At 55.8% G+C, this 12133-nt stretch carries 11 protein-coding genes; 6 read left to right on the top strand and 5 right to left on the bottom strand.

From position 1 onward, the window contains the following. The first annotated feature begins 204 nt into the window (after nucleotides 1-204). From AC4IE8_RS14210 to darH, 4 genes are read left to right on the top strand one after another with little or no spacing between them, the layout of a single operon-like run. Nucleotides 205-1158 (top strand): dialkylresorcinol condensing enzyme, encoded by a 954-nt coding sequence (locus AC4IE8_RS14210; RefSeq protein ID WP_490791297.1) that lies wholly within the window; start codon nucleotides 205-207, stop codon nucleotides 1156-1158. Then, nucleotides 1155-2303, top strand: coding sequence for a beta-ketoacyl-ACP synthase III (locus AC4IE8_RS14205; RefSeq protein ID WP_490791296.1), 1149 nt, complete (start codon nucleotides 1155-1157; stop codon nucleotides 2301-2303). Before AC4IE8_RS14210 ends, AC4IE8_RS14205 begins: the two co-directional genes overlap by 4 nt. After that, the gene (locus AC4IE8_RS14200) at nucleotides 2300-2707 is read left to right on the top strand and encodes a DarG family dialkylresorcinol biosynthesis protein (protein WP_068989252.1); all 408 of its coding nucleotides are present in this window, start codon (nucleotides 2300-2302) and stop codon (nucleotides 2705-2707) included. The genes AC4IE8_RS14205 and AC4IE8_RS14200 overlap by 4 nt, the downstream gene beginning before the upstream one ends. Continuing rightward, a complete protein-coding gene (darH, locus tag AC4IE8_RS14195) occupies nucleotides 2700-3701 on the top strand; it encodes a BtrH-related acyltransferase DarH (RefSeq protein WP_490791295.1) in 1002 nt (333 codons plus the stop codon). The genes AC4IE8_RS14200 and darH overlap by 8 nt, the downstream gene beginning before the upstream one ends. On the opposite strand, the gene AC4IE8_RS14190 is transcribed toward darH, so the two are convergent. Genes AC4IE8_RS14190 through AC4IE8_RS14170 form a run of 5 tightly spaced genes read right to left on the bottom strand, consistent with a single transcriptional unit; the run spans nucleotide 3679 to nucleotide 8088 of the window. Further along, complete coding sequence (locus AC4IE8_RS14190) at nucleotides 3679-4548, bottom strand: hypothetical protein (RefSeq protein ID WP_490791294.1); 870 nt, start codon at nucleotides 4546-4548, stop codon at nucleotides 3679-3681. The genes darH and AC4IE8_RS14190 overlap by 23 nt on opposite strands. Beyond that, complete coding sequence (locus AC4IE8_RS14185; RefSeq protein WP_068989260.1) at nucleotides 4548-5696, bottom strand: beta-ketoacyl synthase N-terminal-like domain-containing protein; 1149 nt, start codon at nucleotides 5694-5696, stop codon at nucleotides 4548-4550. The genes AC4IE8_RS14190 and AC4IE8_RS14185 overlap by 1 nt, the downstream gene beginning before the upstream one ends. Before the next feature lie 4 nt (nucleotides 5697-5700). Then, nucleotides 5701-5970, bottom strand: a complete 270-nt coding sequence (locus AC4IE8_RS14180; protein WP_068989264.1) for a phosphopantetheine-binding protein — start codon at nucleotides 5968-5970, stop codon at nucleotides 5701-5703. Then, nucleotides 5970-7160, bottom strand: a complete 1191-nt coding sequence (locus AC4IE8_RS14175; protein ID WP_068989271.1) for an ABC transporter permease — start codon at nucleotides 7158-7160, stop codon at nucleotides 5970-5972. The genes AC4IE8_RS14180 and AC4IE8_RS14175 overlap by 1 nt, the downstream gene beginning before the upstream one ends. Nucleotides 7161-7164: 4 nt before the next feature. After that, the gene (locus tag AC4IE8_RS14170; protein WP_490791293.1) at nucleotides 7165-8088 is read right to left on the bottom strand and encodes an ABC transporter ATP-binding protein; all 924 of its coding nucleotides are present in this window, start codon (nucleotides 8086-8088) and stop codon (nucleotides 7165-7167) included. Between the two features lie 231 nt (nucleotides 8089-8319). On the opposite strand from AC4IE8_RS14170, the gene glnE reads away from it, so the two are divergent. Both glnE and AC4IE8_RS14160 read left to right on the top strand, forming a co-directional pair. After that, nucleotides 8320-11202, top strand: a complete 2883-nt coding sequence (gene glnE / locus AC4IE8_RS14165; RefSeq protein WP_490791292.1) for a bifunctional [glutamate--ammonia ligase]-adenylyl-L-tyrosine phosphorylase/[glutamate--ammonia-ligase] adenylyltransferase — start codon at nucleotides 8320-8322, stop codon at nucleotides 11200-11202. Beyond that, nucleotides 11186-12109 (top strand): branched-chain amino acid transaminase, encoded by a 924-nt coding sequence (locus AC4IE8_RS14160; protein ID WP_068989280.1) that lies wholly within the window; start codon nucleotides 11186-11188, stop codon nucleotides 12107-12109. The genes glnE and AC4IE8_RS14160 overlap by 17 nt, the downstream gene beginning before the upstream one ends. The last annotated feature ends 24 nt before the right edge of the window (nucleotides 12110-12133 follow it).

The raw sequence follows: 12133 nt of genomic DNA, 5'->3' as shown, positions 1-12133 counted from the left end.
TTCAAACAAACGGATTAGTATTAGGGCCAATTGGATTCGTGTTAACAGGGCCCAACAGGCCGAACAATTGGATCATATTGAATTACACCCGACTGAGAATGGGGTAGCCCGGTAACAAAAAGGGAGCTGTCGCCTTGAATTTGGCGTATTGAAGCGCGCCATGAGCGTTCCGGGTGAGAGAGCCTGACTGATACCAATCCAGATATGAAAAAGATCCTAGTACTTCAATTTTCGCAAACCGGACAGCTCTCCAATATTGTGCAATCGATCAGTACGCCGCTACAGGAATCGACCGGAATTGAGCTGAAAACCGAGACGCTTCAACCGTTGGATCCCTATCCGTTTCCCTGGCCGTTTTTCCGGTTTTTGGATGTTTTTCCCGAATGCGTCTATCTGGATGCCCCTGAGTTGCAACCGTTGCAGATTGATTCAGATTACGATGCAGATCTTGTGATCCTGGCCTATCAGGTCTGGTTTCTGGCACCGGCCCTGCCGATAACCGGCTTTCTGCAGAGCGAACAGGCTAAGCGGTTACTCAACGGTAAACCGGTGATCACGGTCATCGGCTGCCGCAACATGTGGACTCGGGCGCAAGAGACCATGAAGGCCATGCTGGATGACTGTGGCGCCCGTTTAATTGATAATGTGGTGCTGACAGATCAGGGCTCCCTGCTAGCCTCCTTTATCACCACCCCAAGATGGTTGTGGACGGGTAAAAAGGGGCCCTTCTGGGGATTTCCGGCCGCCGGGGTATCCGATCAGGATATCCAGGCCTGCTGCCGCTTCGGTCAGGCGATAGAGCAGGGGCTTGGTGAGGACGCTGAGAAGAGCGAAGGCCCAATGCTAGGGGGCCTGCAGGCCGTGGAAGCGGATGTGAGTCAAATTCAATCAGAAAAAGTGGGTTATCGTAGTTTTCTGATTTGGGGTAAGTTGTTACGCAGGATTGGCAAACAGGGTGACGCCAAACGAACACCTGTGCTGGCGGTCTATGTGGTATTTCTGATTCTGATGATTGTCACCGTGGTGCCGCTGAGCATGCTTCTGAAGGCGCTATTGGCGCCGCTGATGAAGCAAAGATACCAACAGATTAAAACATATTTTGAGGCGCCTTCCGGTTCAGGGAGTGAGCGCATGGAAGAATTCGGTTGCGGTAAATGAGGGCATACATAACCAATACGTCGGCTTTTCTGCCGAACCAGCCTGTTGAGAATGAGCAGATCGAGGATGTACTGGGCATGGTGGGTGGTAAACCTTCCCGTGCCAAGCGTCTGGTATTGCGCAGTAACGGTATCAAGCAGCGCTACTATGCAATTGATCCGGAGAGTGGCGAGCTGAGTCACAGCAATGCCGAAATGACCGCACTCTGCGTGCGGCGGCTGTTTGCTTCAGAGGCTGAGCTCAATCAGATGCAGTGTCTGGTCTCCGGCACCTCCATTCCGGACCAGGTGATGCCGGGTCATGGGTTGATGGTGCATGGGGAGCTGGGGAATCAGTGTTGCGAGGTGATCTCCACATCCGGGATCTGCCTGAGTGGGGCAGCGGCGCTGAAATATGCCTATCTGGCGGTGAAAAGCGGCGAATTCAAACAGGCGGTCTCCACCGGCTCGGAGCTGGTTTCACCGGTGTTGCGGGCCAGCCACTATGAAGGTGAATCGAAATATAAAATCGAAAACCTGAAGAAAAACCCGGAAATCGCCTTTGAGAAAGATTTTCTGCGCTGGATGCTGTCCGACGGCGCCGGAGCCTTTCGAGTCGAAAGTGAGCCCAGCCAGCGGGCGGAACAACCGGTAGTGGAGATTGATTGGATTGAGATCTACTCCTATGCGAATGAGCTTGAAACCTGCATGTACTCAGGCGCGGAAAAGCTGGAGGACGGCAGTCTGGAGAGCTGGAAGCTCTACACTCAGCAGGGATTGATCGATCACTCGGTGATGAGCATCAAACAGGACGTCAAACTGCTGAATGAGAACATCGTACCCATGGCGGTCAAGGAGACCCTGAAGCGGGTGATTGCCAAAACCGGTCTGCAGGCTGATCAGGTGGACTATTTTCTGCCCCATATCTCCTCCATGTATTTCGATGAGAAGGTCTATGAGGCGCTGGTGGAGCTCGATTTCGAGATTCCCCGTGAGCGTTGGTTCACCAACCTGACCACCCGGGGCAATACCGGTTCCGCATCGATCTACATCATGCTGGATGAACTGCTAAAATCCGGACAGTTGAAAAGCGGTGAGCGGTTGCTCTGTTTTGTCCCGGAGAGCGGGCGCTTCTCCAGTTCATTCATGTTATTGAGCGTGGTATGAAGATCAAAGACATTCCGCAGGATAAAGCCGGGTCCCTGGGCGGAGAGACCAAAGTAATCTATGCAGAATCGGACTCCGGCAGGATCGAGTCATCCGAGACCAACGGCTGGGAGGTTGAAGAGATCGTACTCGGCCAGGCGCTGGATGAGATCAAACGGCTGACCGTAGATGCCTATCAGCGGGCCAGGCAGGGAAAAACCTCAGCACTGGAATTTCATATGTACCATCAGCGCATGGACCTGCCGATGCTGGCCCAGGCGATGGGACGCTTTCAATGGATGGTGAAACGGGACTTTTCACCGCAGCGCTTTGCCAGGCTCTCTGTCGATAAGCTGGACGGTTATGCCGAAGTACTGGGTATCGATCGGGATACACTAAAACAACTACCTGAGACATATGAATAAACCACTCGAGCACCGGCACGCGGCGCATTGTGAGACAGGCGTCATGTCCGCCATGCTTCGCTATCATGGACTGGCGGTGTCCGAGCCCATGGCCTTCGGTCTGGCAAGCGGCCTGACCTATGCCTATATCCCCATGGTAAAGATCAACGGTATGCCGTTGATCGCCTATCGAACCCCTCCGCGGATGATCATCCGCGCCCTCTCACGGCGCATTGGCGGGCTGAAGATGACGTTTCAGAAGTTCCGTAAACCGGGCCAGGGCGAAGCCGCGCTTGATCGGTTGTTGGATGAGGGACGGATTGTCGGTCTACAGACTTCGGTCTTCTTTCTGCCCTATTTCCCCGAGGATATGCGTTTCCATTTCAATGCGCACAATCTGCTTGTCTACGGTCGGGAGGGGGACGCCTTCCAGGTCAGTGATCCGGTGTTCTCCCACCTGGTGACGGTGGACCGGCAGAGTCTGAGTAAGGCGCGGTTTGCCAAAGGCGCACTGGCCCCAAAAGGTCTGCTCTACTACCCAGCCGAGGTGCCGGCGGAGATCGATTTCAAAACCGTGCTGCCGAAGGCGATCCGCTTCACCGCCAAGATCAACGGCAATCGAAGTCCGGTACCCATTGCGGGGTCCAAGGGTATTCACCGGGTGGCCAGAAATATCCGCAAACTGGTCGAGGCAGAGGAGCGTTATGCCCATCTCTATCTCGGCCATATTGTGCGTATGCAGGAAGAGATCGGCACCGGTGGCGGGGGCTTTCGCTTCATGTATGCCGCATTTCTGCAGGAGGCAGCAGAGCTGTTGTCATCGGATCAGTTGGCCGAAGCGGCGGATGAGATGTCGTCGATCGGTGATGAGTGGCGTCTGTTCGCGCTGATGTGTGCGCGCAAGAGCAAAGCCCGCTATGACGACACCTTTGACTCGATCGCCGACCAGCTGGATAAGATCGCCCTGCGTGAAGGGGCGCTGTTTGCCCAGCTTAGCGCTTTAGAATCAAAGTAACGGTCAGGCGCTCACTGCCGGAGGTGTTGTTCAGCAATCCCAGGCGTTCGCCGGGGCGTGCGCTGTCAAGCCAACGCTGCAGGTAGTCTGCGTTCTGTGTCAGGTAGTGCCCCTGGCTTTGAGTCACCAGCCGTTCTCCTGGCAGTTGAATCTCACTCAGGGCTGATTCCCGAAGCAGATCCCCGAGCAGGTGGTGGCTGATCTGACGCTCCCGTAAAAAATCCCCGACGTTCCTGCTGTCCCGCATCGGCCCGCAATATTCGATGGTGGCAATCGGGGGCTCTTGTTGCTGTGGGTGTCCACAGTGAAACCAGAAGCTGCCTTCCGCCAGCGGGGTTGTCGGCGGCATGTGCAGGCGCCGTCGGTGCTGCTGCGGATCATTGGGTATCTCATCGACTGTTCCCAGCAGGATTGGTGAGGGATCGCTGTGTTGCAAGGTTGCCGCGATCTGCAGGCCGGCCTCCAGTGAACAGTGGTCCCTGGATACGCTGATCGCCTGCCCCTGGATCCCCAGGCTGACACAGAGATGGTAGGCGGTAGAGTTGTTGACGGTATTAATGAACCCGATCGGATTGGGCAGGGTGCCGCTGTCAAAGATCTGTTCACTGTTGAGGATGGTGCTGTTGAGGTTGGCATCGCCACTGGCCAGCACCAGATGAGTCCCCGCCTCAAAGGTGTCGCTGTCTGGTGTGTGTCGCAGGCCCAGCAGGCAGAGCTGGGTGAGCCGGTCCGACCGGCGGGGCAGCTTGTGGGATACCGCCTTCAGCGGTTCGTTCAGATCGGGTAGCTGTTGTTCAACGGTATGGCTGAAGCCGCCATAGGCAAATAGAGAGAGGTTCAAATCCATTAGACCTTGTCCACTACGACAACGGTATTGCTACCGCCAAAACCGAAATAGTTGAGTAGATAGACACCATCCCGGGCGTCAATATCCTCATTCAGTGGGATGAGAGACAGTTCCGGGTCGGGGGTTTCAAAATTGGGTGTCTTTGGCACATACCCCTGTTCGAGTGCCTCGGCAAACAGAATCAGTTCCAATGTGCCACAAGCGCCCAGGGTGTGCCCGATATAGGGTTTGATGGCCGTGATTGGGGGTGTCTCCTCGGGAAAGGCGGTGATTATCCCCTTCGACTCGGAAATATCGTTCATATAGGTCGCTGTGCCGTGAGTTTTGATCGCCACCACCTCGGACTTGTCGATCGCGGTATCGCGCAGTGCATTTTCCAGAGTCTGGGCAATCGTCGAACCATCCGGATTCGAGGTGGTGATGCTGTAGGGGTCAAAGCAGCTGCCTCCCCCGCAGAGCATCAGGGAGGGTGTCGTCTTACTCCGCTTGCCGATGATCATGGCGGAACAGGATTCACCGAGGATGATGCCGTCCCGGGATTTATCGAAGGGGGCAATACGCTGTTCGGCAATCAGCTGCAGCCCGGCGAAACCGTTGATGGTGGTCTCGTTGTAGAGCTCGATGCCGACCACCAGCGCATGTTCATAATGACCCTGCCGGATCATGCTGTGGGCCAGCAACAGGGCATTCGCACTGGAGGTGCAGGCCGAGTTGATATTGAATGGTTCGCTGTCGATATCAAACTTCCGGCAGATCGAGTCACCAAGACGGTTGTAGCCGGTAAAAGGCATGGGTACAGCTGCTGGATCCCCCGCCACAAGCTTCTGCTTGTAATCGATTTCACTGTCGCGCAGATCGTACGAGGAGGAGCCGATGAACAGTCCGGTCCGTTTGATCTCGGCAGGGCTCAGTTGACTTCTCAGCAAAGCCTTTTCGATCACCTCGAAAAGGATGCGTTCGGTTCGGTCCAGTTCATCAAACCGGTCGTCGATCGAATAGTAGGGGAGTTGCAGTGCTGTGGATTCAAGTTGCAGCATCGGCGGTCCGAATCGCCCCGGTGCATCAGTCTGGGTCGGCGCATTGCTCAGTGATTCGCCGAGGTGGGATGCGCAGGCATATCCTATGATGGGAAGCTTAGTTGGCTCCATGTCCTTACTCTGGGCGCAAATGGTCCGCCAGGTTGTTGATGGTGGCAAGAATCTCTCTTGATTCGGCGTCATTCTGGATGTGTACGCCGTAACGGTTTTTGATCGTGACGATGACTTGAAGCATATCGATTGAATCGAGGCCGAATCGAGCCTCTTGCCCGGCCAGATATTCGTCATCCTTGATATCCTGAGGATCGAAATCATCTAACCGGCATTCATCAACGATCATCTTTTTGAGTTCCAATTTGAACTGTGTATCCGCTGAACCTTTCATTATTTGATTTCCGTCAGGCCTTTGTATGAATGGAGAGAAAGTAAAAACAAACAGCCGGAGAATGCCAAAAGCTTGAGAATCTCGGGCCCGGCCATGGCCCATCCACCTTGTCTCAATAGGATGGAGAAGAAGCCTTCCAACGCCCAGTTCATGGGTGACAGGGCGGCGATCTGCTGCATCAGTTCAGGCATTACAAAAGTCGGCACCATGATACCACCAATGGCGGCCAGAATAAGGTTACTGATTCCTCCCAGGGTCGTGGCCTGCTCTGTGGTCTTGGCCTGGGTGGCGATCAGCAGGGCGAAACTGATCGCCGACAGGCTGGTGGCGACGATCAACGGCAGCAGCAACCAGCTCTGCCCGTTGAGTTGCAGTCCCTCACCGGTCAGGAGCGGCACCAGATGGATGCCAACCAGCAACATCAATGCCGCCTGTATCAGGTTGATTCCCAGGTAAGGTATCAGCTTGCCGATCAGCAGGTAGCTGCGGGGTACGGGCAGGGTCTGCAGGCGATGCAGGGTGCCTTGCTGTCGTTCTGTCAACAGGGTTGTCGAGATTGGCAGCACCACAAAAAACATCGCAAAGATCAGCCAGGCGGGAACACTCTGCTGAACTGAATTGGGCTGGGATTCCGTTATGGCGCCATGGGTTTCTGTGACCACCAGGGATTTTCCCAGCAGATGGTCGACCCGCTGCTGGCGTTCTGTTTCACTGAGATCGTCATGTTTGAACAGCTGATTAACCTGATAGGCACCGAGAGCCTGTCGCACCGAACCCAGGATCGATCGACGCATTGAACCCGGGAGTGTGGCGGCATAGAGGACCCGCAGCTTTTCGCTGTGCTCGGTCACTGGGGATTGAATGATCTTCTCGAACCGGGCGGGCAGCATGACGCCGCCGATGATCTCTCCCTGTTGCAAGGCGCGGGTCAACTCGGCCGGGCTTTCGAAGTTTTCAACCCGAACCCCTTCAAGTTGTTGGAAGTGTTGGCTCAGCTCGCCGTTGAGGCGGTTGTCGGCTGCCATCCAGAGGCCCACGGCGGGGCGGTCCTTGGACTCGCCACTCATCCGGTCCTGCAGTGCCAGGGACATGATCAGAATGAATACGATCGGCAGCAGGAACAGCACCAGCAGCGCATGGATATCACGGGATACCAGCAACAGCTCTTTTTTGATCACCGCAAACAGCATGCTCTCAATCTCTCAAGTGGGTTTGGGTCAGCTCGAAAAACAGCTTTTCCAGGGTATGTTTTCCGTAGGAAAGGTTGATCACAGACAGGTTGAGTGAAGCCAGGGTTTGCAGCAGTTCGCAAACCTCTGTCTGATCTTTTGGGTGACCGCTGATCGTCAGTTCAGAGAGATTGAAGCCCTTTGCCTGCAGGGCATTGCCCAGCTGGGTGTATCGGTTTTGGTCGCTTATCGGCCCAAGCTCAACGATCAGTTGAGGGTCCCGCTTGAGGATTTGGCGTAACGGGCCGTGCACCAGGATCCTGCCATGATCCATGATCGCCACCTGGTCGCAGAGCTGTTCGATCTCTTCCATGTAGTGGCTGGTATAGACGATGGTGCTGCCTGCCTTGTTCAGTTCCCGGATCGATTGCAGAATGAAATGGCGGGACTGAGGATCGATCCCCACAGTGGGTTCATCGAGAAAGATCAGCTGCGGTTTGTTGAGCAGGCCGATCGCCAGATTGAGGCGCCGTTTCAAACCACCGGAGAAGTGTTTCGCCAGCTTTTCCCTCTGCTCTGTCAGGCCGGTCAGCACCAGGGCCTGCTCGATCAGCCCGGCCCGGTTGCGGGCCTGATTCGCATACAGGCTGGCGAAAAACTGCAGATTCTCCAATACACTCAGCTGGGGGTAGAAGGCATATTCCTGGGGAATGTGGGCCAGTTTCTGCAAGATCGACGTTCGTTGAGTAGGGTAGCTCTGCCCATCGATCTCGATCTCGCCGGCGGCGGGTTGCAATTGCCCGGTCATCAACGAGATCAGGGTGGTTTTACCGGCCCCATTGGGGCCCAGCAAGCCAAATAGAGAACCCTTGGCAATCGCCAGGTTCACCCCCTCGAAGAGCGGGGGGTGGTGTGGGTAGTGATAGTCTATTTGCTGCAGCTTGATCATGCCTGATCGGGTCTCTGGCGCCAGTTTGCGGAGAGAGCAACCCTATGTGATTTGTAACGCCTTGGCAATAATCGTTATCCCCAGCTAGGCTCGCCTGGTGATTTGTGCTCCTGCCGCCTGCCAGATTTCGCCGGATGGAAAGCAGCTGCCAATAACAGGTTGGTAGAATCCCGCTGCCGGTGTAACCTGAGCACGGTGCCGAAAGAATAAGTCAGATTGATGAGAAGAGGCGTGGAGCTAGATCAAGAGCACGAACAACAGTGGCAGCAGTGGTGTGAAAAGCTGGCTGATGCCGAACTGAGTCCACCGAAAGATCGGGTATTTATCAACCAGTTGAAGCGGGTCTGGGAGGGCAGTGAATTTGTCGTCCAGGTGGCCAACCGATTTCCGGAATTGTTGCCGGAACTGCACCAGCAAGGCCTGTTGGGGGTCAGTTTTGAGGCAGGTGAAATGGCATCCCATCTGGCTGGCGATCTCAGCGGAGTCAGCGATGAGCAGGCGTTGGGCAGGCAGCTTCGCCAATTCCGCCGTCAGCAGATGGTGCGCATCATCTGGCGTGACCTGACCGGCCTGGCGGAACTCGCTGAGACCCTGGAGGATCTCTCCGCACTGGCGGATGCCTCGATTGAACTGGCCCTGCAGCATCTCTATCAGTGGTGCTGCAACGAGATGGGGGTGCCGAGAAACGAACAGGGGGAGGCTCAGCCCCTGGTGGTGTTGGGTATGGGCAAGCTGGGTGCTCGGGAACTCAATCTCTCCTCCGATATCGATCTGATCTTCGCCTATCCCGAGTCAGGCCAGACCGATGGCGCACGACGTCTGACCAATGAACAGTTTTTCATTCGTCTCTGCCAGAAGCTGGTGCAGGCACTGGATAACCATACGGCCGATGGCTTCGTTTTCAGGGTGGATACCCGCTTGCGTCCCTTTGGCAGTGTTGGCCCACTGGCGATGAGCTTTTCCGCCATGGAGAGCTACTACGGCTCCCAGGCCCGTGAGTGGGAGCGCTATGCCATGATCAAGGCCCGGGTGGTTGCCGGTGATGTGGATGCGGGAGATGAGTTGATGGCGATGCTCAGGCCCTTCGTCTACCGCCGCTACCTGGATTTCAGCGCCATCGAGTCGCTGCGGGAGATGAAGCAGCTGATCAGCAGTGAACTGCATAAGAAAGGTATGGCGGCCAACATCAAACTTGGACCTGGCGGAATCCGTGAGATCGAATTTATCGGGCAGGCCTTTCAGTTGATCCGTGGTGGTCGGGACAAAGATCTGCAGACCCGCCCCATACTCCTAGTGTTGAAGCTGTTGCAGGAGCGGAAGCTGCTGCCGGAGTATGCGGTACGGGAACTGACCGAAGCCTATGAGTTTCTGCGTCTGGTGGAAAATCGTATTCAGGCCTGGCAGGACAAGCAGACCCACCTCTTGCCATCAGATGAGATGCTGAGACTGCGTCTGGCGCGATCCATGGGATTTGATGACTGGGCGGGTTTCTCAGAGGTGTTGGAACAGCATCGCAAACGGGTACAGGGTCATTTCGATATGGTTTTCGCTGCCCCGCAGGCTGAGGCGGATCAACAGAATCAGCCATTTGCCGCGGTGTGGAATGATCTGCTGGATGAGGAGCAGGCCGAATCGGTCCTGCATCAATATGGATTCAGTAAGCCGGATCAGGCGCTGCATCTGTTGAATCACCTGCGCAACAGCCATGCCTGCCGCCAGTTGAGCAGCAAAGGCCGGGAGCGTCTCGATCAGTTGATGCCGCTGTTGCTGCAGGCGGTCGGGCAGTCGGAGAGTGCCGATGCCACCCTGCCCAGAGTGCTCAATCTGCTGGAGGCGGTGGCTCGCCGAACCGCCTATATCGCTCTGTTGATTGAAAACCCCATGGTCCTCTCCCAGCTGGTCAAGCTGGCCGGTATCAGCCCCTGGGTGGCGAGCATGCTGACCCGTCATCCGATCCTGATGGATGAGTTGCTCGACCCGCGGCGACTCTATAAACCCCTCAAGCGGGAAGCACTGACTCAGGAGCTGGGTGATCAGTTGTCCCGTATCGATGCGGATGACCTTGAGAGCCAGATGGAGCGGTTACGCCAGTTTGCCCAGAGTAATCGCTTAAGAGTGGCGGCGGCGGATATCGCTGATCAGATTCCGTTGATGGTGGTCAGTGACTATCTCACCTGGATCGCTGAAAGCATCATCGATCAGGTGATTCAGCTGTGTTACCAGGAGATGGTGCGGCGACATGGCCATCCGCCGGGAATTGAGCCGGGTGAGACCGGCTTCGCCGTGGTCGGTTACGGAAAACTGGGCGGTATCGAATTGGGCTTCGGCTCTGACCTGGATATGGTGTTTCTACATGACTGTGCCGACCGGAATGCCTATACCAAAGGCAGTAAACCGGTCTCAGTAGACGTTTTCTATGCCCGCATGGCGCAGCGTTTCATCCATATCATGACCACCCGAACCCCATCGGGGATACTCTATGAGGTGGATATGCGTCTGCGGCCGAACGGCAATTCCGGCATGATGGTGGCCTCCTTGGAGACCTTTGAGACCTACCAGAAGAACAGCGCCTGGACCTGGGAACATCAGGCCTTGGTGCGTGCCAGGGTGGTGGCCGGGGATGCCAGGATGGCTGAGCGTTTCGATGAGATACGTCGTGGCATAATCGCTTCTCAGCGCGATCCGGAGAAGCTGCGTGGTGAGGTTATCGAGATGCGGGAGAAGATGCGCTCCAGCCTGGATAAGAGCAGCCGGGAGCTGTTTGACCTGAAGCAGGGTCGGGGCGGTATCGTCGATATAGAATTTATGGTTCAATACACGGTCCTTCGGTGGGCGCATTACCACCCAGAACTGTTGGTCTGGACCGATAACATTCGCCTGCTGGAGACGCTTTCCAAACTGGGATTGCTCGATAATCATGCCGCAGATCGCATGATGGGGATCTACAAGGTATTGCGGGCGGTCTACCATCGCAGTGCGCTACAGGATCAGCCGGCCTTGGTGGAGAGTGAAAAGCTTGCCGAAGAGCAGGCTCTGGTGCAGGACATCTGGTCCTGTCTGATGCACAACGAAGAGTTGAACGAGAGAAGTTTTCATGATGTCGACAATGGCTGACCGTGACGGTGTCATCTGGCTGGATGGCGAAATGGTTCCCTGGCGCGAGGCGAAAACCCATGTGCTGACCCACACCCTGCACTATGGGATGGGTGTGTTTGAAGGAGTGCGCGCCTACCATGCCGAACAGGGTACTGCGATTTTCCGCCTGCAGGAGCATACCGACCGACTGTTTCGTTCCGGCCATATCCTGAATATGACGATTCCCTTCGATCGCGAGACAATCAATGAGGCTCAGCGGGCGGTGGTGCGGGAGAACAATCTCGACTCGGCCTATATCCGGCCGATGTGCTTCTATGGCTCCGAAGGCATGGGGTTGCGGGCGGACAATCTGAAAGTCCACTGCATGGTTGCCGCCTGGGAGTGGGGCGCCTATCTGGGTGCAGAAAACATGGAAAAAGGGATTCGTATCCGGGTCTCCTCGTTTACCCGTCACCATGTGAACATCACCATGTGCCGGGCAAAAGCCAACGGTAACTACATGAACTCTATGATGGCCCTGCAGGAAGCACTGCATGACGGCTATGACGAGGCTTTGCTGCTCGACGCTGAAGGCTATGTCATGGAGGGTTCGGGAGAGAACATCTTCATCGTCCGTGATGGGGTGATCTATACCCCGGATCTGACTTCGGCGCTTGACGGGATTACCCGCAAGACGGTGATCGAGCTGGCCGAAGAGCTGAATTACAAAGTGGTTGAAAAGCGCATTACCCGGGATGAGGTCTATATCGCTGACGAGGCCTTTTTCACCGGTACCGCAGCGGAAGTGACGCCGATCCGTGAGGTCGACAACCGGGCCATCGGTGCGGGTGGCCGGGGGCCGGTAACCGGGGAGCTGCAAAAGCGCTATTTCGACCTGGTACATGGTCGATTGGCATCCCATCCGGAATGGCTCGACTATGTCTGATCAACAGGTCCGAGGAGAATCGTA

The sequence above is a fragment of the Candidatus Thiodiazotropha sp. AKAK2 genome (assembly GCF_058244685.1).
The sequence above is the reverse complement of the archived record's forward strand: the minus strand, read 5'-3'. Positions and strand labels throughout refer to the sequence as shown.